The organism is Pseudomonas sp. S3_G06, from assembly GCF_054667565.1.
Genome location: NZ_CP162738.1, coordinates 2,883,899 through 2,905,569 on the forward strand (window position 1 = coordinate 2,883,899; position 21,671 = coordinate 2,905,569).

General features: G+C 61.0%; 19 protein-coding genes. 7 read left to right on the forward strand and 12 right to left on the reverse strand.

Features of this window, described 5'->3' with window-relative positions; translation table 11 throughout:
* Positions 1 to 11 precede the first annotated feature (11 nt).
* Positions 12 to 2,222: an LTA synthase family protein gene (locus tag AB4N47_RS12925; protein ID WP_341637846.1), complete on the forward strand. Its 2,211-nt coding sequence runs from the start codon at positions 12 to 14 to the stop codon at positions 2,220 to 2,222.
* 219 nt (positions 2,223 to 2,441) lie between these two features.
* A complete protein-coding gene (gene katG / locus AB4N47_RS12930) occupies positions 2,442 to 4,718 on the forward strand; it encodes a catalase/peroxidase HPI (RefSeq protein WP_341637847.1) in 2,277 nt (758 codons plus the stop codon).
* Positions 4,719 to 4,825: 107 nt separating this feature from the next.
* On the opposite strand, the gene pepN is transcribed toward katG, so the two are convergent.
* Genes pepN through AB4N47_RS12960 form a run of 6 tightly spaced genes read right to left on the reverse strand, consistent with a single transcriptional unit; the run spans position 4,826 to position 11,344 of the window.
* Entirely contained in the window at positions 4,826 to 7,483 is a 2,658-nt protein-coding gene (gene pepN, locus AB4N47_RS12935; RefSeq protein WP_341637848.1) for an aminopeptidase N, read from the reverse strand.
* Positions 7,484 to 7,493: 10 nt separating this feature from the next.
* Positions 7,494 to 8,324, reverse strand: coding sequence for a DUF2797 domain-containing protein (locus AB4N47_RS12940; RefSeq protein WP_016774216.1), 831 nt, complete (start codon positions 8,322 to 8,324; stop codon positions 7,494 to 7,496).
* The gene (locus tag AB4N47_RS12945; RefSeq protein WP_042609561.1) at positions 8,321 to 8,581 is read right to left on the reverse strand and encodes a YeaC family protein; all 261 of its coding nucleotides are present in this window, start codon (positions 8,579 to 8,581) and stop codon (positions 8,321 to 8,323) included. Before AB4N47_RS12945 ends, AB4N47_RS12940 begins: the two co-directional genes overlap by 4 nt.
* 35 nt (positions 8,582 to 8,616) lie before the next feature.
* Positions 8,617 to 9,486 carry a rhomboid family intramembrane serine protease gene (locus AB4N47_RS12950; RefSeq protein ID WP_341637849.1) on the reverse strand — a complete coding sequence of 290 codons (870 nt, stop codon included), beginning with the start codon at positions 9,484 to 9,486 and terminating at the stop codon, positions 8,617 to 8,619.
* Positions 9,483 to 10,454: a metallophosphoesterase gene (locus AB4N47_RS12955; RefSeq protein WP_024012499.1), complete on the reverse strand. Its 972-nt coding sequence runs from the start codon at positions 10,452 to 10,454 to the stop codon at positions 9,483 to 9,485. Before AB4N47_RS12955 ends, AB4N47_RS12950 begins: the two co-directional genes overlap by 4 nt.
* Entirely contained in the window at positions 10,454 to 11,344 is an 891-nt protein-coding gene (locus AB4N47_RS12960) for an NAD(+) kinase (RefSeq protein WP_016774212.1), read from the reverse strand. The genes AB4N47_RS12955 and AB4N47_RS12960 overlap by 1 nt, the downstream gene beginning before the upstream one ends.
* Before the next feature lie 114 nt (positions 11,345 to 11,458).
* Between AB4N47_RS12960 and AB4N47_RS12965 the strand changes: the two genes are divergently transcribed.
* Entirely contained in the window at positions 11,459 to 12,409 is a 951-nt protein-coding gene (locus tag AB4N47_RS12965; RefSeq protein ID WP_341637850.1) for a DUF1853 family protein, read from the forward strand.
* 116 nt (positions 12,410 to 12,525) lie between these two features.
* On the opposite strand, the gene AB4N47_RS12970 is transcribed toward AB4N47_RS12965, so the two are convergent.
* Together AB4N47_RS12970 and AB4N47_RS12975 are read right to left on the reverse strand one after the other, a co-directional pair.
* A complete protein-coding gene (locus AB4N47_RS12970) occupies positions 12,526 to 13,809 on the reverse strand; it encodes an arsenic transporter (protein WP_341637851.1) in 1,284 nt (427 codons plus the stop codon).
* Positions 13,810 to 13,958: 149 nt separating this feature from the next.
* Complete coding sequence (locus AB4N47_RS12975) at positions 13,959 to 14,516, reverse strand: NADPH-dependent FMN reductase (RefSeq protein WP_024012496.1); 558 nt, start codon at positions 14,514 to 14,516, stop codon at positions 13,959 to 13,961.
* Positions 14,517 to 14,699: 183 nt separating this feature from the next.
* On the opposite strand from AB4N47_RS12975, the gene AB4N47_RS12980 reads away from it, so the two are divergent.
* Positions 14,700 to 14,930, forward strand: coding sequence for a hypothetical protein (locus AB4N47_RS12980; protein ID WP_016774209.1), 231 nt, complete (start codon positions 14,700 to 14,702; stop codon positions 14,928 to 14,930).
* Between the two features lie 85 nt (positions 14,931 to 15,015).
* The gene (locus AB4N47_RS12985; protein ID WP_341637852.1) at positions 15,016 to 15,909 is read left to right on the forward strand and encodes a LysR substrate-binding domain-containing protein; all 894 of its coding nucleotides are present in this window, start codon (positions 15,016 to 15,018) and stop codon (positions 15,907 to 15,909) included.
* Here the strand turns inward: AB4N47_RS12985 and AB4N47_RS12990 are convergent.
* The 4 genes from AB4N47_RS12990 to AB4N47_RS13005 form a co-directional block, all read right to left on the reverse strand.
* Positions 15,875 to 16,489, reverse strand: coding sequence for a GNAT family N-acetyltransferase (locus tag AB4N47_RS12990; protein ID WP_016774208.1), 615 nt, complete (start codon positions 16,487 to 16,489; stop codon positions 15,875 to 15,877). The genes AB4N47_RS12985 and AB4N47_RS12990 overlap by 35 nt on opposite strands.
* Before the next feature lie 292 nt (positions 16,490 to 16,781).
* Entirely contained in the window at positions 16,782 to 17,540 is a 759-nt protein-coding gene (gene dnaQ, locus AB4N47_RS12995) for a DNA polymerase III subunit epsilon (RefSeq protein WP_024012494.1), read from the reverse strand.
* 208 nt (positions 17,541 to 17,748) lie between these two features.
* A complete protein-coding gene (rnhA, locus tag AB4N47_RS13000; protein WP_007910572.1) occupies positions 17,749 to 18,219 on the reverse strand; it encodes a ribonuclease HI in 471 nt (156 codons plus the stop codon).
* Between the two features lie 90 nt (positions 18,220 to 18,309).
* On the reverse strand, positions 18,310 to 19,068 hold the full coding sequence (locus AB4N47_RS13005; protein WP_041480625.1) for a class I SAM-dependent methyltransferase: 759 nt from the start codon (positions 19,066 to 19,068) through the stop codon (positions 18,310 to 18,312).
* A gap of 66 nt (positions 19,069 to 19,134) precedes the next feature.
* Between AB4N47_RS13005 and gloB the strand changes: the two genes are divergently transcribed.
* Both gloB and AB4N47_RS13015 read left to right on the forward strand, forming a co-directional pair.
* A complete protein-coding gene (gene gloB, locus AB4N47_RS13010; protein ID WP_038862030.1) occupies positions 19,135 to 19,902 on the forward strand; it encodes a hydroxyacylglutathione hydrolase in 768 nt (255 codons plus the stop codon).
* 99 nt (positions 19,903 to 20,001) lie between these two features.
* Positions 20,002 to 21,465, forward strand: coding sequence for a transglycosylase SLT domain-containing protein (locus tag AB4N47_RS13015; protein ID WP_041480626.1), 1,464 nt, complete (start codon positions 20,002 to 20,004; stop codon positions 21,463 to 21,465).
* The last annotated feature ends 206 nt before the right edge of the window (positions 21,466 to 21,671 follow it).

Consider the following 21,671-nt stretch of genomic DNA (forward strand, 5'->3'; position numbering starts at 1 on the left):
AGGCCTTTTTTGTGAGTGCTCTTTTCAACTGGCTGCGGCGGCCGAATGCCCGCCTTCTTTCTCTCATCGTTCTGGTATTGGTCGTGCCGGTGTGCCTGCGGGCGGCGCTGGGCTGGTCAAACCCGCTGGGCTTTTTGTCGGATCTGGCCGTCGGCAGTTTGCTGGTGGTAACGCTGCATCGCCGCGCATGGTGGCTGGCCTTGCCGGTGCTAATGTTCTGGGCGCTGCTGGCGATCGCCACGGCAGAATTGGTCAGCGCCGTCGGCCGCCTGCCGACGCCTTCGGATATTCACTATCTGATCGACCCGCAATTCGTCGAAAACTCCACTGGCGGCGGACTTGCGCACCCTGCCCTGGCCATTGCTTTGCTGGGTGCTTTAGTTTTCTGGCTGCTGGCCCAATTTATGGGGCGCGGTCTGGCTCGTCCGGCGTTGCCGCGCGCTGCGTGGGCCGCGCCGATCGCTTTGTTCGCCGCTCACTGGGGCGCGCTAAACCTGTGGCCGAATGACGGCGACGCCTGGCGCCTGTACAACCTGCCGCATCAGTTGCTCGCCAGTGAAGTCGCCGACCTGCAGATCCAGGCCGAGGAATGGCTCGACGGCGACGTTGAAGAACCCACACCGGCGATGGCCGGGCTCACCGACGTCGATCTCAATGGCCAGAAGCTGCTCGCCGCGCCGGGCCAGGCGCGCAATGTATTGATCATCGCGCTCGAAGGCATCCCCGGCGCCTACATCCGTGCCAACCGTGAGGCGATCGGCAGTCATTATCAGGAAGACCTGATGCCCAACCTCAGCCGCTGGGCCGAGCGCGGCATGAACACCCCGGATTACGTGCTGCACACCCATCAGACCATTCGCGGTCTGTATGCCATGCTCTGCGGTGACTACGACAAGCTCAACAATGGCACGCCCAAAGGCGTGGAAATGCTCACCCTCAACGAACGCAATCAGGCCTGCCTGCCGGCACAATTGCGCGAGCACGGCTTCAGCACGCATTACTTGCAGGGCGCGGGCCTGCGCTTCATGGCCAAAGACAAGATCATGCCGCACATCGGTTTCGATGCGACCCACGGTCTGGAATGGTTCAGCAACAGCAACTACCTGGAATTCCCCTGGGGCAAAGATGACAAGGCGTTTTTCGAAGGTGCGCTGGATTACGTCGGCCAGTTGAAAAAGCAAAAGCAGCCCTGGATGTTGACCCTGCTGACGGTCGGCACTCACCAGCCCTACTCCGCACCGGACGATTATCTGCAGCGTTATGAAACGCCGAAGCAGGCCGCTGTGGGTTATCTCGACGATGCGCTGGATGAATTTCTTTCGGGGCTGGAGCGCCAGGGCGTTCTCAAGGACACGCTGGTGGTAATCACCTCGGATGAATCCCACGGCATCGACGGCGTGCGGCTGGCCTCCTCGTGGGGTTTCAACCTGACGCTGGCACCGGAGCAGGCGCAACTGCCGCGCTTGAATGCCGGGGTCTATGGTCACGTCGATCTGAGCACCTCGATCCTTGACTATTTCGACCTGCCGGTGCCGACTGCGCTGAGCGGCCGCTCGCTGTTTCGCGACTACGATTCGGGGCGCGAAATCATGTCGTTCACCAACGGCAAACTGCGCTACCACAACGGCCAGGGCATCTTCTCCGAGTGCGACCTGCCGCGCCGCTGCCGCTATTACCAAAGCGTCGGCTTCATCGCCGAAAGCGCCACTTACAAAGGCACCTACAGCGGTCACCCGGCCCGGCAGATCGCCGCGCGCGCCGATGCGCTGGACCTGTCCCTGCTGCGCACACCACTCAATCATCGCTACCAGTTCGGCAGCAACAACATCATCCCTCTGCAAGCGCAGATCAATGATGACTGGGCCGACAACCTGATCGGCGCGCAATACCTGGAAATGCCCAAAGGCTCGCACACCCGCGTGCGCCTGACCGTGCGCTCGGTCGATCCGCAGCAGGCGGCGTACATTCAGCTCAAGGCCAAGCAATTCGAACAGGACGTGCAACTGGGCCTGCCTACGGAAATGGTCGCCACGGCGGACCAGCCACTGGAGTTGGACTTCAGCTTTGAAAACCCCCAGCCGCGCAAGGCGTTCTCTTTTCATTTGCTGGGGTATGGCAATGGCGCGGTCGAGGTCTCGGACTTCAGCGTGATCACTGAACTGCCCGGCCAGGAAGACATCCTCGACGACGTGCCAGAGGACGACACCGCACAATCGAGCTAACCCCTGTAGGAGCTGCCGAAGGCTGCGATCTTTGCTTTTGATTTTTTGGTGAACAAAGATCAAAAGATCGCAGCCTTCGGCGGCTCCTACATGGGACGGTGAAAGAGTTTGCCTATCGGTATCCAATAGTCGGGCTATTAGCCGACTTGCCAACTCGGGTCTAGCCTTACCAGTCCGAAGTCGGCACGAGCCGGCCGCAGACCTGATAGGGATACGAACATGGCAAACGAATCGAAATGCCCGTTCAACCACGCCGCCGGCGGCGGTACGACGAACCGTGACTGGTGGCCGAATCAACTCAATCTGAAAATCCTCAGCCAGCATTCCCCCAAGTCCGATCCGCTGGGCCAGGACTTCGACTACGCCAAGGCCTTCAAAAGCCTCGACTTTCAGGCGCTGAAACAAGACATCAGAGCGCTGATGACTGATTCTCAGGACTGGTGGCCGGCCGACTTCGGCCATTACGGCCCGCTGTTCGTGCGCATGGCCTGGCACAGCGCCGGGACCTATCGCACCGCCGACGGCCGTGGGGGCGCCGGCTCCGGACAGCAACGCTTCGCCCCGCTCAACAGCTGGCCGGACAACGTCAGCCTCGACAAGGCCCGCCGTCTGCTGTGGCCGATCAAGCAAAAATACGGGCGCAATATTTCCTGGGCTGACTTGATCGTGCTTACCGGCAACGTCGCGCTGGAATCCATGGGCTTCAAGACCTTCGGTTTTTCCGGGGGCCGCGCCGATGTCTGGGAACCGGATGAAGACGTGTACTGGGGTTCGGAAACCGAGTGGCTCGGTGGCGATAACCGTTACGGCAAGAGCAATGGCCCGGTGCAAGAGCCCGGCGACGGCACGCTGGTGGCTGAGCCCGATTTGCATGGCCATGAAGAAAGCCGCACCGATCAGGGCGAACGCAATCTGGAAAATCCCCTCGCCGCCGTGCAGATGGGCCTGATCTACGTCAACCCTGAAGGCCCTGAAGGCAACCCGGACCCGGTGGCCTCGGCCAAGGATATTCGCGAAACCTTCGGCCGCATGGCCATGAACGACGAAGAAACCGTGGCGCTGATCGCCGGCGGCCACGCGTTCGGCAAGACCCATGGCGCCGGCCCGGCCGACAATGTTGGCCCAGAGCCGGAAGCGGCCGGTCTGGAGCAACAGGGTCTGGGCTGGAAAAACGCCTTCGGCACCGGTAAAGGCGCCGACACCATCACCAGTGGTCTGGAAGTGACCTGGACCACCACACCAACGCAGTGGAGCAACAACTATCTGGAAAACCTGTTCGGCTTCGAGTGGGAGCTGACCAAAAGCCCGGCGGGCGCCCATCAGTGGCAGCCGAAAAACGGCGCCGGGGCCGGCACCGTTCCCCACGCTCACGATCCGAACAAGAAGCTCTCGCCGACCATGCTCACCTCCGATCTGGCGTTGCGCTTCGATCCTGCCTACGAACAAATCTCGCGGCGCTTTCTGGCCAATCCCGATCAGCTCGCCGACGCGTTCGCCCGCGCCTGGTACAAGCTGATCCATCGCGACATGGGTCCGCTCTCCCGCTACCTCGGCCCGGAAATGCCACAAGAGGAATTGCTCTGGCAAGACCCGCTGCCCGACGTGACGCACCCGCTGATCGATGACAGCGACGCCACTGCGCTGAAAAACAAGGTGCTGGCTTCAGGGTTGTCAGTGTCGCAACTGGTTTCGACCGCGTGGGCTGCAGCATCGACCTTCCGCGGTTCGGACAAGCGCGGTGGCGCCAACGGCGGACGCTTGCGTCTGGCCCCGCAGAAGTTCTGGCAGGCCAACCAGCCCGAGCAATTGGACAAGGTGCTGAGCACACTGGAAGGCATTCAGAGCGAGTTCAACGGTTCTGCTGCCAATGGCAAGAAGATCTCGTTGGCGGACCTGATCGTCCTGGCCGGTAATGCCGGGGTGGAAAAAGCCGCGCAGAACGCCGGACATTCAGTGTCGGTGCCGTTCTCACCAGGCCGCGTCGATGCTTCGCAGGAGCAGACCGATGTCGAATCGTTCGGCTTCCTCGAACCGATTGCCGATGGCTTCCGCAATTACAGCAAAGGCAAATACACGGTTGCGGCGGAAACCCTGCTGATCGACAAGGCGCAGTTGCTGACGCTCACGGCACCGGAAATGACCGTGCTGCTGGGTGGTTTGCGGGTATTGAACACCAATGTCGGCCAGACGCGGCATGGCGTGTTCACCGACAAAACCGAAACGCTGAGCAATGACTTTTTCACCCACCTGCTGGACATGGGAGTTGAGTGGACCCCAACGTCACGGGATGCCGATGAGTTTGAAGGCCGTGACCGCAAGACCGGGGCGCCAAAGTGGACGGCGACTCGAGTGGATCTGGTGTTCGGCTCGAATGCGCAATTGCGCGCGTTGGCCGAGGTGTACGCCAGTTCCGACGCGAAGGCGCAGTTCGTCAACGATTTCGTCAAGGCATGGACGAAGGTGATGAATCTGGATCGGTTTGATCTGCGTAAATAGCTGTTTGTTGTACCAATAAAAATGCCGCTCGTTGAGCGGCATTTTTTGTTGATCGTCCCCACGCAGAGCATGGGAACGATCAACTCGACGGTTCCTACCGGATAGGGTTACGCCAGGCTCTTGCTCACCACTTCATACACATCGCTGGACAGCGCCCCGGACGCCAGAATGCGTTCCAGCTCGGCCTTCATCAGTGCCTGACGCGCGCTGTCGTATTTGCGCCAGCGAGTCAGCGGGGCCAGTTGGCGCGAGGCGATCTGCGGGTTGAAACCGTTCAGTTCGATCACCAGATCGGCAAGGAAGCGATAACCGGAACCGTCCGCCGCGTGGAAGTTGATCAGGTTCTGCCCGGCGAACGCGCCGATCAATGCCCGCACCTTGTTCGGGTTCTTGATGTTGAACGCCGGGTGCTGCATCAACGCCTTCACCCGCTCCAAACCGCCCGGCAAGGTGCTGCCGGCCTGCACGCTGAACCACTGATCCATGACCAGCGGATTGTCCTTGAAGTGCTCGGCGAAGCTGGCCAAAGCCAAAGCCTTCTGCTCTTCGAACGGCGAGTTGACCAGCACCGCCAGCGCGGTCAGGCGCTCGGTCATGTTGTCGGCGGTCTCGAACTGCTCCAGCGCCGCCGCCAGCACTTCCGGCTTGCCGCTGAGCATCAGGTACGACAGGGCAATGTTCTGCAAGGCGCGACGGGCGAAGTGCTCGGCCTCGGCCACGTACGGAGTCTTTTTCGACAGATCGCGATTGGCCTGATAACGCAGCCACAGCGCTTCGAACAAACCTTCGGCGAGTTGCTTGCGGGCGAACTCGCGAGCGACATGAATCGCCTCGACGTCAGCCACTTCGCTGATCTCGGTGAGATAGGCCTCACCCGGCAGCGAGAGCATTTCGGCAACCATCGCCTGATCCAGCGACTCGTCGGACAGCACCGTGCGCAGCGCCGATACCAAACGCGGATCTAGCTTCAGGCTCTCGCCTTTCTGATGCTGGCCGATCAACTCTTGAAGCACTTGCACCGACAATTGCTGACCGGCATCCCAGCGATTGAAACCGTCGCTGTCGTGCTGCATCAGGAACATCAGTTGATCGCGGTTGTACGGGAAGCTCAATTTCACTGGCGCCGAGAAGCCGCGCAGCAGCGACGGCAACGACTGTGCGTTGATGTCGACGAAAGTGAAGGTCTGCTCGGCTTCGGTCACCGAGATCACCCGAGTGGTGCCTTGTGCCGAGGCTTCGCCAGCCAGACGCAGAGCGATTTCATTGCCCTGGCTGTCGAGCAAGCCGAGCTCGACCGGAATCACGAACGGCAGTTTTTCTACCTTGTCCGGGGTCGGCGGGCAGCTCTGGCGGAAGGTCAGGCTGTAGGTTTTCGCCACAGCGTCGTAGGACTCGCTGACGGCCAGACGCGGTGTGCCGGCCTGGCTGTACCAGCGCTTGAACTGGCTGAGGTCAACGCCATTGGCATCTTCCATGGCCTTGACGAAGTCGTCGCAGGTCACGGCCTGGCCGTCGTGGCGTTGGAAGTACAGATCGCTGCCCTTGCGGAAGCCTTCGGCGCCCAGCAAGGTGTGGATCATGCCGACCACTTCCGAGCCCTTTTCGTACACGGTCAGGGTGTAGAAGTTGGAAATCTCGATGAAGCTGTCCGGGCGCACCGCGTGGGCCATCGGCCCGGCATCTTCGGCGAACTGGTGGGTACGCAGGTACGCCACGTCCTGAATGCGCTTGACTGTCGCCGAGTTCATGTCCGAGGAGAAACCGGCATCGCGGAACACCGTGAAACCTTCCTTGAGCGACAGCTGGAACCAGTCGCGGCAGGTGACGCGGTTGCCCGACCAGTTGTGGAAGTATTCGTGGGCGACAATCGCCTCGACCCGCTGGTGCGCGGCGTCGGTGGCGGTTTCAGCGCGGGCCAGCACGGCGCTGGAGTTGAAGATATTGAGGCCCTTGTTCTCCATCGCGCCCATGTTGAAATCGTTGACGGCGACGATCATGAAGATGTCCAGATCGTACTCGCGACCGTAGACCTCTTCGTCCCAGCGCATGGACTTCTTCAGGCTGTTCATCGCGTGCTGGCACTTGTCGATGTTTTCCGGCTCGACATAAATGCGCAGCGCGACGTTGCGCTGGCTCATGGTGGTGAAGGTGTCTTCGACGCACCACAGATCACCGGCGACCAGCGCAAACAGGTACGCCGGTTTCTTGAACGGATCTTCCCAGGTAGCCCAGTGCCGGCCGTCTTCGCCGGGGCCGGAAGCGATCGGGTTACCGTTGGAGAGCAACACCGGGTAGCTGTGCTGTTCGGCCACGACGGTGGTGGTGAACTTGCTCATCACGTCCGGGCGGTCGAGGTAATAGGTGATCTTGCGAAAGCCTTCGGCTTCGCACTGGGTGCAGAACATCGTGCCGGACTTGTACAGGCCTTCCAGCGCGGTATTGGTTTCCGGGTGGATGCGTACGCTGGTGTCGAGGGTGAACGTTTCACTGGTCGGCTGCAGGGTCAGGTGACTGTCCGAGACTTGATAGTCAGCAGCGCTCAGTTCCTGATCCGCCAGCGTCACCGAGAGCAGCTCAAGTTGCTGGCCGTCGAGCACCAGCGGCGGCAGTCCGGCGCCACGTTCAGGATTACGGCGCATCACCAGTTGCGCGTGAACCAGGCTGTGGTCCTCGAACAACTCGAAGGTCAGGTGCGTTTCGTCAATCAGGTACTCGGGCGCCTGATAGTCCTTGAGGTAAATCATCTTCGGTTGTTCGGTGCGCATGCTGGAATCCTTATTGATGCACGGCGAGCTGATAAGCCGTGTATTTACGAATGTTGATCACGCCGGTGTCGAAGATCAGGTACTGACCCTTGATCCCCAGCAGCGTGCCTTCGGCAATCGGGTTCTTGTCCAGGTTGAAGCTGACGATTTTCGCCGGGTATTGCTCGACGGGATAGCGGATTTCCAGCGGTTCGACATCGGCAATCGTCTGAATCGCCTGTAGGCCGAATCGCTCCTGCAACCCTTGCAGGCCTTCGGCGCAGCTTTCGAACAACTGATCGCGCACCTGCGCCAGATCCACCGCCGCCGCATCGCCCTTGAGCAGTGCGCGCCAGTTGGTCTTGTCCGCCACCTGGCTGCGGAACAGGTCCTCGACAAAGCCCGATTGCTGGCGCGTCGACACACGCATGATCGGCAGCGCCTGACTCGCGCCCTGATCCAGCCAGCGGGTCGGCAACTGCGTGGCACGGGTGATGCCGACCTTGATCCCCGACGAGTTGGCCAGATAAACCACATGATCGGTCATGCAGAACTGCTGGCCCCACACCGGATCACGGCAGGTGCCGGCGTCGAAGTGGCATCGCTCCGGACTCATGATGCACAGGTCGCACTGCGCCAGTTTGGTCATGCACGGGTAGCAATAACCCTGACTGAAACTGGTTTTGGTCTTGCGCCCGCAATGGGTGCAGTGGATCGCCCCTAAAAATTCCAGACGCAACGTGCTGCCGATCAACGGATTGACCGGCACCTCGACATCATCCAGACGAAACGCGTATTGCACGTTCGACCCGTCCAGGCGCGCCGACATTTTGCTGATTGCACCGCGGCCAATCTCGATCAATGGATGGCATCCGACTTGAACAGGATGTTCGGCACTTCGATCGACTTCGACGCACACTCTTGCGGGCCCATGTAACCGGTGCGCTGGTCTTCCGGCAGGTTCTGGATTTCCCAGGCAATCATCGCCTGCAACGACAGCTCGCGCTGTTCGGCAGTGAGTTTGTTGCCGTCGGACCATTTGCCGATTTCCACGGCCAGTTTCAGGCTTTCGTAGATGTCCGGGGTGATGTTGCTGATCATGTCGTTGAAAGAGGACATCAGGGTCTCCGTGCTCTTTGCTGAAACAAAAAATGTTAGACGGCCAGTTTACGGCGGTTATACAAACCGCCCAACAAACCGGTGAAGCATCCGATGAGTAACCCGCTCAGGTGCGCGGCGTTGGCGATCTGGCCGAAACCGATCAGCGAGATCAGCCCGGACATGCACACCACCAGCCACACCAGCATCATCACCAGCACGCCGCGCGGCAGGCGATAGGCCGGGTTCGGCGCCAGCAGCTGGAAAATCCAGCAATGCCCGAGCAAGCCGTAAAGCACGCCGGACAGCCCACCAAACAGGCTCGGGCCGCTCCAGACGAACTGCGCGTAGTTGGACACCAGACTGAACAGCAGCGTCAGACCGATCAGGTTGATGCTGCCCTGGCGCGACTCGATGCGCCGCCCCAGCTCCCAGTACCACATGCCGTTCATGGCCAGATGCAGAATACCGAAGTGGATCAGCATCGGCGTGACCAGCCGCCACCACTGCCCTGCCGCCAGACTGTCGGCCAGTGGCGTGAAGTGGATGTACTCGCCGATCACGCGAAAATCGAGGAAGGTCAGCCAGCGCAGGGTCTCAAGGTTTTCGCCGAGGAAAGTCAGACCGCCAACGATCAGGCTCAACAACAGAATCAACCCGGTCGCCCTGGCGTGTTTCAGCTGTTCGGCGAAACTCGGCCGTTTAAAGGTCTGGCCCACGGGAATGTCCAGTTGCTGACCCGGGTCGCCGGCCGGGAAGCGCTCGTACAACGAACGCACGTCCTCGCTGATTTCCTCCGGCGCCCACAGCACCTGCTCGCCCGCCTCTTCGCTGACCCGATGGGGCACTTGCATGCGTTGCAGCAGTTTGACAAAACCGCTCAAATCCACCGCCAACGGCAGGCGCAATACCGCTACCGCACTCATTGCAGCACCTCCGGCCGCTCGACATCGACCCAGACGAATTTTTGCGGATCCAGGCGCGTTTCCTGGTCCAGACGATAGGCCACCAGTTTGCCGTAGAGCACCGCGCTGTAATCCAGACACGCGAGGTTCGGGCGGATCGGCGCCGGTTTGCCGCTGCGCCAGTAGTGGCCGACGAACAGCAACGGCTCGTCGACGCCGTAGCGCAGCAAGGAATTCTTTTCAGTGGACGTCAGTGGCGTCTGCGCGACAGGTTCCGGCAGTGCATCGGGCTGGAAGACGATGTCGCCGTAGGTTTTCGGGTCGTCTTCCCAGAACTTGGTGCGGAAGAACGAACGCACCAGACCGTCGCCGCTGGTCATGGTCAGGCCACCGGGCAGACGCATGTCGGTGCCGCGCAGCAGGCGATCGAACACGGTGCAGGCGAAGCTGCCGGGCACCGCCGAGGCCTGGAGGAAATGCTCATCGACGCAGCCATTGGGGAACAACGCCCGCAACGGCTCGATCAGACCGGCATCCCAGCACGCATGCACCACGCGGAAGCGACCGGCATCGACGAACAGCGGCAGCTCGTAGAACCACTGCTGGAAGTCATGCCAGTCGCCGGGATGGTCTTCAAATTGAGTCAGGGTTTCCTGCAACAGCCGCGCATGGCGCTTGGTGTGTTCGCGCACGAACTGCTTACCGCTGCCCGGTGGCGCCGGGGTGACCCAGCCGAGCGCGTTGAATTCGTGGTTGCCCATGATGCACAGCGCCTGCCCCGCCTCGACCATGTCGTGGACGATGTGCAATGCCTCGCGAATGCGCGGGCCACGGTCGATGATGTCGCCGACGAACACCGCCATGCGTGACGGATGCCGCCAGACCCCGCCCTGCTTGTGATAACCGAGACGGTCCAGCAAGTGTTCGAGGGTCATGGCGCATCCGTGCACGTCACCGATCAGGTCGTAACTGCGCGCGGGATCGAGCATCAGTCGCCTCCGCCCCCCAGCTTGCTGCCCCAGCCAAGCTTGGTGCGGCACACCTCGTAGTAATTGTGATCGAGCGGATGAATCAGGCGCAGCTTCTGTGCCTTTTTGCTCACGGTGATGGTGTCGCCCGGTGCGCAGGTGAAGTGGTTCTGGCCGTCGCAGGACACCTGCGGGTAGATCTGCATATCTTTGGACACGACGATTTTCAGCTCACTGTTGCCATCGACCACGATCGGCCGTCCCGACAAGGTATGGGGGTACATCGGCACAATCACAATAGCGTCGAGCTTGGGATGCATGATCGGCCCGCCGGCGGACAACGCATAGGCAGTGGAGCCGGTGGGCGTGGCGACGATCAGGCCGTCGGCCTTCTGGCTGCAGACGAACTGGCCGTCGATGTACAGCTCGAATTCGATCATCCGCGTCGATTTGCCCGGGTGCAGCACCACGTCATTGAGCGCATCGCCCTGGCCGATGGCCTCGCCATGGCGACGCACTTCGGCTTGCAGCAGGAAGCGGTTTTCCACCAGATAGTGGCCGTCGAGCACTTCGGCGACCTTGATTTCCAGCTCGTCCGGGCGAATATCGGTGAGGAAGCCGAGGCTGCCACGGTTGATGCCCAGCACCGGAATATTGTGTTTGGCCAGCGCCCGCGCAGCGCCGAGCAGGCTGCCGTCACCGCCGACGACGATGACCATGTCGCAGACTTCGCCGAGCATCTTGCGCGACGAGGTTTGCAGGCCGTGGCCGGGCAGGACTTCAGCGATGGTGTCTTCGAGGATCACATGCAGGTGACGGTCGAGCAGAAAGCGTTTCAGTCGGCGGACGGTATCCAGCACCTGGGAACTGCCCAGGCGACCGATGATGCCGATATTACGAAATTGCTCCATGGGACCTCTGCGGACAATCGAAAACGCGAAAACCCGATTATGGGCGAAAGCGCCAGATAGACAAAATCCTTTCAGCCTCAAGGGTGCGCTCAGGTTTAAGGCTATGCTCGCAAGATGATCCTGTTTCCCGACTTGTTGCAGTTGCCCCATCGATTACGCCATCCCGAAGTGCGGGACCTGGCGTGGGTGATCCTCGCGCCGCCGATGCTCGCCGCCACGCCGTGGCCGCAGCGCCATCCGCTCGCCGGCAGCGACTGGGTGCACGACCCGCAGCGTCTCGAACACTGGCTGCGCCAGCTCGACCACGACAGTTACGGCCTGCTGCAATGGCTGGCGCAGGCGCGCACCCGGCGCCTGGGCCTGTATTACGAGCGTCTTTGGCAGTTCGCCGTCTCGCATGCGCCGGGCATCGAACTGATCGCCGCCAACCTGCCAATCCGCCGCGCCGGGCACACCCTCGGCGAGCTGGACATGCTGCTGCGTGACCGCGACGGCGTGCATCATCTGGAACTGGCGATCAAGCTCTACCTTGGCCCGCAGGATGGTGATGGCCGCGATCCCGCGCAGTGGCTGGGCCCGGGTTGTCATGATCGGCTGGATCGCAAACTGGCGCATCTGGCCGAGCATCAATTGCCGATCTCGGCGCGCCCGGAAAGCCGCGAAGTGCTCGCGGCGCTGGATATCGAAACCTTCAGCGCGCAGCTGTGGCTGGGCGGTTATCTGCTGTATCCGTGGCCCGGGCAGGCCGACTCACCGCACGGCGCGCATCCGCAACATCTGCGTGGCAGTTGGCTGCATCAGAAGGACTGGCCGGCGTTTGTCGCCCAACGCCCGTCGGGCCGCTGGCAACCCCTGCCCCGCCACGCCTGGCTGGCCCCGGCGCATTACCCGGCGGATCAGGTCTGGACAGATGAGCACCTGCGTTTGTGGCTCGAAGACCTGCCAGCACTGGCCCCGGCGCAGTTGCTGGTACGCCTGACCGAGTATGCCCAGGGCGAATGGGAAGAGGCCGAACGTTTGTTTCTGGTGGCGGATCTTTGGCCGAATGTGCCCGGCCAAACCTGAGATTTGTGGTGTCCGACCCAATTCGCGAGCAGGCTCGCTCCCACAGAGAATGCATTTCAAATGTGGAATGCGATCCCCTGTGGGAGCGAGCCTGCTCGCGAAAAGAGCAACTCGATCTATAGGGATAACCGCACCGCCAACGCCGCCAACGTCACCAGCAACACCGGCACCGTCAGCACAATCCCGACGCGGAAGTAATAGCCCCAGCCAATGTGAATGCCCTTGCGCTCCAGCACATGCAACCACAACAGGGTCGCCAGACTGCCGATCGGGGTGATTTTCGGCCCCAGATCGCTGCCGATGACGTTGGCGTAGATCATCGCTTCCTTGATCACGCCGCTGGCCTGACTGGCGTCAATCGACAGCAAGCCGATCAGTACGGTTGGCAAGTTGTTCATGATCGACGACAGCAGCGCCGTCAGCACCCCGGTGCCCATGGCCGCGCCCCACACGCCGTGGCCGGCGAACACATCCAGCCATCCGGCGAGGTAACCGGTGAGCCCGGCGTTGCGCAGGCCGTACACCACCAGGTACATGCCCAGCGAGAAAATCACGATCTGCCACGGCGCTTCTTTCATAACCTTGCGCGTGGAGATTTTGTGACCGCGCGCAGCGATGCCCAGCAGCAGCGCGGCACACACCGCCGAAATTGCGCTGATTGGAATGCCCAGCGGTTCGAGGCCGAAGCAGCCGACCAACAGGATCACCAGCACTGCCCAACCGGCATAGAACGTCGCCTTGTCGTGGATAGCGGTGTGCGGGTTTTCCAGTTGTGCAGGATCGTAAGCCGCCGGGATGTCGCGACGGAAAAACCACAGCAACATGCCCAGCGTCGCCGCCACGCTGACGAAGTTGACCGGCACCATCACCGCTGCATAGCGGTTGAAGCCGATGTGAAAAAAATCCGCCGAAACGATGTTGACCAGGTTCGATACCACCAGCGGCAGGCTCGCCGTGTCGGCAATGAACCCGGCGCCCATGACGAATGCCAGCGTCGCCGCCGGTGAAAAGCGCAACGCCAACAGCATCGAAATCACGATCGGCGTGAGAATCAGCGCCGCGCCGTCATTGGCGAACAACGCAGAGACCAGCGCACCAAGCAGCACCATGAAGGCAAACAGTTTGCGCCCACTGCCCCGCCCCCAACGCGCCACGTGCAGCGCTGCCCAATTGAAAAAGCCAGCCTCGTCGAGCAACAGGCTAATGATGATCAGCGCAACGAAGGTGCCTGTGGCATTCCAGATGATCTGCCAGACCAGCGGAATATCCGTGAGGTGAACGACGCCAAAAATCAACGCCAGCACGGCGCCCAGCGTTGCACTCCAGCCGACGCCGAGACCTTTGGGTTGCCAGATGACGAGGGTGATGGTCAGCAGGAAAATCAGTGACGCAGCGAGCATTCGCAGAAGCCTTCAAATAGCGAAACGGGTGGAAATCGAACAAATGTGGGAGCGAGCCTGCTCGCGAAAGCGGTGTGTCAGACGTGAAATTGTTATCTGACAGTCCGTCTTCGCGAGCAGGCTCGCTCCCACAGTGAGTTTCGGTGAGTTTATTTCTTGTGTTGCTCTACGAACTGGCCGTACGCATCGATGAATTTCTGCAGGAACGGCTTCACCGAGTCGCTCAGCTTGCCCGCTTCATCAAACGCGTTGCCCGCACCGCCCAGATACGCTTCCGGCTGTTGCAGGCAATGGATATCGAGGAAAACAAAAGTCTGACGCAGGTGCTGGTTAGCGCCGAAGCCACCGATGGCGCCTGGCGATACGCTGATCACCGCACCGGGTTTGCCGCTCCAAGCGCTCTGGCCATAAGGGCGCGAACCGACGTCGATGGCGTTCTTCAACGGTGCCGGGATCGAGCGGTTGTACTCAGGGGTGACAAACAGCACCGCGTCGGATGACGCCACTTTCTGACGGAAAGTGCTGTAGGCTGCCGGCGGAGAAGCGCCGTCGATGTCTTCGTTGTACAGCGGCAGCTCACCGATTTCGACAATCTCGAGCTTGAGATTGGCCGGCGCCAGTTCGGCGAGGGCCAGTGCGACTTTGCGATTGATCGATGCTTTGCGCAGGCTACCGACCACTACAGCGACGTTGTAGACATTGCTCATGGATGACTCTCGATGGTCCGTGGGAAGAGTCGCTAGTTATAGATGATCCAGTGACGCTTTCACCAGTGGTCATTGGTTTTTCCTGCGCGGCGAATATTTTTTTCCTGTAGGAAAACTTACCGAGCTTGGTGACGGTCTACAAAGCCGCAAATCAAGCGTTTTATCTCCAGAGGTTCTAAGCAGATGGCAGCAGTACTCGTCGGTCAGTTTCATGCAAGAGATGCGGAAGGCCGCGTTTATTCCGTGCATGAATTCCAGGAATCGAACCCTTCTGCAGACGGATCCACTGGCTCGGAGCCCATTTACAGACTGGCCATTGGCGATCGGGTCAATAAGGTCAGTGACAGCGAGTTTCTCCTGGTTCAATCAGGCATTACCCTGATTCGCGAACCTGAGCCAACCGTCGCTCAATAACCCAGCGTTATGAGCAGAAGTCATGCGAGCGGACTTGGGGTAGGATTCAGCGTCTGACCCCACCTGCTGAACATGGACTTCACGCATGCGTTTACGCCACATCGAAGTGATTCAGGCGCTCTTGCAGACCGGTCACCTGGGCACCGCCGCCGAATGGCTGCAATTGCCGGTGACCGAGGTCGAAGAGCGTTTGCGCGAAGCCGAGAGTCAGCTGGGGTTCATGCTGTTTGCCAGCGTTCGCGGTCGGCTGCAATCGACGCCCGAAGCGCGCGCCCTGCAGGTGGAAATCGCGCACATTTATGAGGCACTTGAGCCGGTGCAGCGTCTGGCCAGCAGCCTCAAGCAATACCTCGCCCCGCCCTTGCGCATCATCGGCACCCCGCCGCTGGCCCAACAATTACTGCCACAAAGCCTTGCGACCCTGCGTCGGCGCTTGCCCGACGCACCGTGCAGCCTGCTCAGCGCGCCGACTCGCGACATCGTCCGCAGCCTGTTACTGCGCGAAAGCGATCTGGGCCTGAGCCTGCACGACCCCGAACATCCCGATATCCACTGCCAATCGTTGGCCCAGGGCAAGCTGCAATTGCTCGCTCCGCACGGCTGGCTGCAACCCAAGCAGAAATACATATCCCTGGCAGATCTGGCCGGTCAGGCCATGGTCGGTCTCGAAGGTCAGGATCCGCTGAGCCCGGCACTGGAAAACAAACTCCAGGCCCTGCGCCCGGCGCCAAGCATTCAGACCCGCGTGCAGACCCATCAGATGATGCGCAGCATGGTCGAGGCCGGCGAAGGCCTGGCGATCGTCGACCCCTTCACCGCGTTGGGCGCCCGCGCCGATGGGCTTGACGTTTGCCCGCTCTCACCGGCTGTGCCGATCAACCTCTACGCCCTGACCTTCAAACATACCACGCCGTCGGCGGCGATTCAGACACTGCTGACCATCGTCACGGAACAAGCCGAGGCGATGTTGTCGAGCTGAGTGGTTTTTCCAGCGGATTATCGAACAGGCGATACCAGAACAATGCGACTTCGGCGGTGTGCGGATCGATGCCGCGATAGCGCAACTGGTCGATGCCGCCGATCACATAACCGCAGCGCTCATACAGCCGACAGGCGCCGAGGTTGTTGTTCTGGGTTTCGAGCATGATGCCCGGCAGCTTCTTCTTGCGACTCCAGAACTGCGCGACATCGAGCAACGCCTTGGCCACGCCGTGGCGACGGGCCGGGGCATGCACCGCCAGTTCATCGATGTGGGCAAAGCCGTTCCAGTTGGTGCTGATCACCAGGTGACCGACCGGCTCGTCGTCCAGGTACGCCATGAAAATCGCACTGTCGGGCGCGTTGTGAAAGGCGCTGAACTCTTCCGGATCGATGCCGTAGCACTTGCGGTACGGCACGATCGGCGTCACCGGCCACTGCTCGACCGGCTTGCCGATCACGGCAGCGCCATAGGCGGCCACCTCGAAACTGAAGTCGCTGCCCCAGATATACGGCGCAAAACCTTCGTCGGCGACCCGCACCGACAACCCTGGGTATTTCGGATTCATGACCGGTTGCATACTGGGAAAAGTCCTCATTCCTTGACGCAGCCGACAGTGTCGACCTTGCTGTCGCGATGGATGATTGCCAGCGCAAATTTCAACTCTTTGTACATGAGGCTCAGTGTCCTGAGGCGGCAGATTTGCACCTGACCAGTGCACTCAGGGTAGAGGGTTGCGACGAATGTGGCGAGAGTGGCAACTTGGCTCCATGTCGCCAAACGCAAAAAATCGCTGCCTTCCTGGTCCCTACTATGGAATGCAATCCCGGTAAGAGCTGCCGAAGGCTGCGATCTTTTGATCTTCGGGTTTTTCAGGCCTGCGCATCAGCCTCGGCAATCTGCGTCCACAACGCCGGCGCTCCCGCCGATTTGGCGATGATTTCCAGCCGCACCAGATGCGCCGCCAGTTCTTCTTCAGTCGCCCGGATGATGCGTGCTGGCTGACGATCGACCGGCAGGCGGCGGATTTCGGTAGCCGAGTTGTCGGCACCCTCGCCCGTGCCATTGCCATCGGAGGCGTTGCCGGCCAGCGACAGGCTGGTCTGGCCGCCGGTCATGGTCAGATAGACGTCGGCGAGAATCTCCGAGTCGAGCAAAGCGCCGTGCAGTTCACGGCCGGAGTTGTCGACGCCGTAACGTTTGCACAATGCATCGAGGCTGTTGCGCTGCCCCGGGTGACGTTCCCGAGCCATCATCAGGGTGTCGAGGATGGTGCAATGCTGGGTGATGTCAGCGCGATCGTGCTGGCCCATCAAGGCGAATTCGTTGTTGATGAAGCCAACGTCGAACGCCGCGTTGTGGATGATCAGCTGCGCGCCCTGGATGAACTCGAAGAACTCGTCGGCGACTTCGGCAAAGCGCGGCTTGCCGACGAGGAATTCGTTGGTGATGCCGTGCACACCAATCGCGCCTTCGTCGCTCTCGCGATCCGGTTGCAGATAAACGTGGAAATGCCGGCCCGTCAGGCGCCGACCGATCAGTTCGACGCAACCGATTTCAATGATCCGGTGACCATCGGTCACCGGCATGCCGGTGGTTTCGGTATCGAGTACAACGGATCTGGTGGCCATCAGTGCTCAGCTCTCAACGGGTCAATCATGCAAAGGCGCGGATGTTAACACGCTGGACTCGAACCCTGTAGGAGCTGCCGAAGGCTGCGATCTTTTGATTTTTCCTAAGATCAAAAGATCGCAGCCTTCGGCAGCTCCTACAGGGGAATGCATTCCAATGTGGGAGCGAGCCTGCTCGCGAATGTCTACGCCACAGTTAGAAGCGAAATCAGCTCTGCTTGTAACCGCGAACTTCATCCACCCCACGGTTAGCCAACTGGTCAGCCCGCTCGTTACCGTGATGGCCAATGTGCCCGCGCACCCATTTCCAGGTGACTTTGTGGCGATTGACCTGCTCGTCCAGCTCTTTCCACAGATCGGCGTTTTTCACCGGTTCTTTCGCAGCGGTTTTCCAGCCGCGCTTCTTCCAGTTGGCCATCCACTCGTTGATGCCTTTCATCACGTATTGCGAGTCGGTAACCAGCAGCACTTCGCAGGGGCGCTTGAGCGCTTCGAGGCCACGAATCGCGCCGAGCAGCTCCATGCGGTTGTTGGTGGTGTTGGCCTCGCCGCCCCACAGTTCCTTTTCGACGCCCTTGCACACCAGCAGCGCGCCCCAGCCGCCGGGGCCGGGGTTGCCCTTGCAGGCACCGTCGGTGAACAGTTCTACGGTGTCGACGCTTTCCACGCTTTCGCTCATGCCAGTCTTTCCAGAAAAATGCCTGTCCTGCCAATCACGGATCGACAATGACCGCGGCCGGGACAAGCCCGGCCACAAATAAAAGAGGGTTTACGGTTCGATGCGGCGGCGGTTGACCTTGGCCATCGGCAGCGGAATCAGCTTGCCCATCGGCTCGCGGCGTTCCTGGCGCAACGGCCGGAGCCCCACCACGATCTTGCGCGCCACCAGCAGATAGAAGCCACCGCCGGACAGCTGCCAGTCACCGGCCTTGCGTTCCCAGCCGGCCAGACGGTTCTGCCACTTGGGCGACGCGAGCGGCGGACGATAGCACCCGAAGCGGCGTTTCTCCAGCGCGAAGCCGAGCAGATTGAGCCAGTCGGCGACCCGCGACGGCGAGATGCAGCGCGCCTTGCGCAGGGCATCATTGGCGAAGAAATGCCGCAGCCCCCAGGTGCTCCAGGGGTTGATGCCGATGATCAGCAGATGCCCGCCGGGGCGCACGCTGCTCGCCGCTTCACGCAGCAAACCGTGGGGCGACAGGCAGAAATCCAGGCCATGCTGCATCACCACCACGTCGGCGGCGTGCTCGCTCAACGGCCAGGCCTGCTCTTCGCAGACGATCTCGACCCCGGGCAACGGCGCGCCAAGACGCACGTTGCGCTGCACTTGCGGCGCGGCCGGCGGGGTTTCGGCGGACGGGCCGTAATGCACCAGATAACCGCCGAAGAACCGGCCGAGCTCGTCGTCGAGCATGCGCCGCTCTTCATCCAGCAGAAATTGCCCGAGCGGCCCCGACAGCCATTCGCGGGCGGCGCTGATCAATGCCAGCCAGTCGGGATCGGCCTGAGCGAACGCTTTATCGGTCATGTCATTCTCCAACGCGCCAGGAACTACTAAGATGCGCCAATGTTTTCCGCTTGGCGAATTCCGACGATGATACAGATCAGTGCCCTGCCCGCGTTCACCGACAACTACATCTGGTTGTTACAGGATCATCAGACCCAGCGCTGTGCGGTGGTGGATCCGGGCGACGCCGCCCCGGTGCAGGCGTGGCTCGATGCGCATCCGGGCTGGGTGCTCAGCGATATTCTGATCACTCACCATCACCATGACCATGTCGGCGGTGTCGAGCGCCTGAAAGCGGCGACCGGCGCCAAGGTCTACGGCCCGGCCAGCGAAAGCATTCCGGCGCGTGACGTAGCGCTCAAGGACAACGACAGCGTCAGCGTGCTCGGCTGGGACTTCGACGTCTATGCGGTGCCCGGTCACACCCTGGGGCACATCGCCTATTACCACCATGGCCTGCTGTTCTGCGGCGACACACTGTTCGCCGCCGGTTGCGGCCGGTTGTTCGAAGGCACACCCGAGCAGATGTACCACTCGCTCAGCCGTCTTGCGGCCTTGCCGGAAGATACGCTGGTCTACTGCACCCATGAATACACCTTGAGCAATCTGAAATTTGCCGCCGCCGTCGAGCCGGGCAACCCGGAAGTCGCCGCCCGTCTGGAAAAGGTCACCCAGCAACGGCAGAACGGCGTGATGACATTGCCGTCGACTTTGGCTCTGGAAAAGCTTACCAATCCGTTTTTACGCACTTCTGAAACATTGGTTACACAAAAAGTGGACGAACGGGAAGGCGCTCAAAACCGGGAGCCGAGCGAGGTATTTGCGGCTCTGCGGGCATGGAAAGACAAGTTCTGACGACCGCGCCGGCCGGGGCAAAAATTCTCAATGGTTGACCGCAGGGGGTGCGCTTTCTAGAATCGCCCGACATTTTTGCCCGGAACTTACTTCCAGCCAATGTCGTCATCCATACGTAAGTCCGTCAATTCAGATGCTTTGACCCGCCTGGCGCAAGCCATCGCGGTGGCTGTGTCCGCCACGCTGGCGGGTTGCTCCAGCCACGCTCCGCAGACTGAAGCGACGCACACGCCGAACATTGCTGCGCGAGCCAAGCAGAAGCCGATCTGGCTGACCGAGAAGCCCACTCCAGTGGCGCCCCAGGACATCTGGGAACGCATGCGCCAGGGCTTCCAGTTGCAGGAAGGCCTTGGCGTCAATCCGCGCATCGAGCAACAGCGCCTGTGGTTCGCCAGTAATCCCTCTTTTCTCGAGAATGCCGGCGAACGCGGCAGTCTCTACATTCATTACATCGTCGAGCGCCTCGAAGAGCGCAACATGCCGCTGGAGCTGGCCCTGCTGCCAGTGATCGAGAGCGCGTACAACCCGATGGCCTACTCCCGCGCCGATGCGGTGGGCCTGTGGCAGTTCATTCCGTCCACCGGGCGTTACTTCAACCTGCGCCAGACGCGTTTCTACGACGGCCGTCGCGACATCACCGCTTCGACCACGGCAGCGATGGATTACCTGACCCGCCTGCACGACATGTTCAACGGCGACTGGCTGCTGGCGCTGGCGGCCTACAACGCCGGTGAAGGTACGGTCAGCCGGGCGATTGAGCGCAACGAAAAGCTCGGCCTGCCCACCGACTACTGGAACCTGCCGCTGCCGGCGGAAACCCAGGCCTATGTACCGAAGTTGCTGGCCCTGTCGCAAGTGGTACTGGCGCCGGAAGCCTACGGCGTCAACCTCAATCCGATCGCCAACGAGCCGTACTTCCAGGTCGTCGAAATCAACCAGCGCATGGACCTGTCCAAGGTCGCTGCGGTGGCGAACATCGATGAAGACGAACTGTTCCAGCTCAATCCGGCGTTCAAACAGCGCACCACCATCGACGGTCCGCAGCACTTGCTGGTGCCGACGTCCAAGGCGCAACTGCTGACCGCCAGTCTGCAGACCATGCGCCCGGACGAACTGATCAGCCCGCGTTCGCTGAAACCGGTGTTCGAAGGCGCCGATCCGTCGGAAGTGGCGCAGCTCAAACGTGCTTATCGGGTCAAGCGTGGCGACAACCTCGGCTCCATCGCCAAGGCCAACAAGGTCGAAGTCAAGGATCTGCAGCGCTGGAACAAGCTGACCGGCAAGAACCTCAAGGTCGGCCAGACCCTGGTCATGCAGGACAACACCAAGCGTGCCCCGGCGCGCAAGTCCGGCCGGGTCAACACCGTGGTCGCGGCGAATACCAAAACCAAAGGCAAGGACGAGAGCAAGCAGCAGACCCAGTACAAGGTCAAGCGTGGCGACACCCTGTATGTAGTGGCCAAGCGCTTCAACGTTGAGATGCAACATCTCAAGCGCTGGAATCCGGGTGCTGGCAAGGCGTTGAAGCCGGGGCAAATGCTCACGGTTTATCAGCCGCACTGATTGAAGAGCCCCTGAATTCAGGGGCTTTTTATTGCCGATTGCTTTGTGCCAGGCGGGAACACTGTGGCGAGGGGATTTATCCCCGCTGGGGCGCGCAGCGGCCGCGTTTTTTCTGCATCTTGAAGAAGGGGGACTGCTGCGCAGTCCAGCGGGGATAAATCCCCTCGCCACAGATAAATCCCCTCACCACAGGGACAAATTGGCGC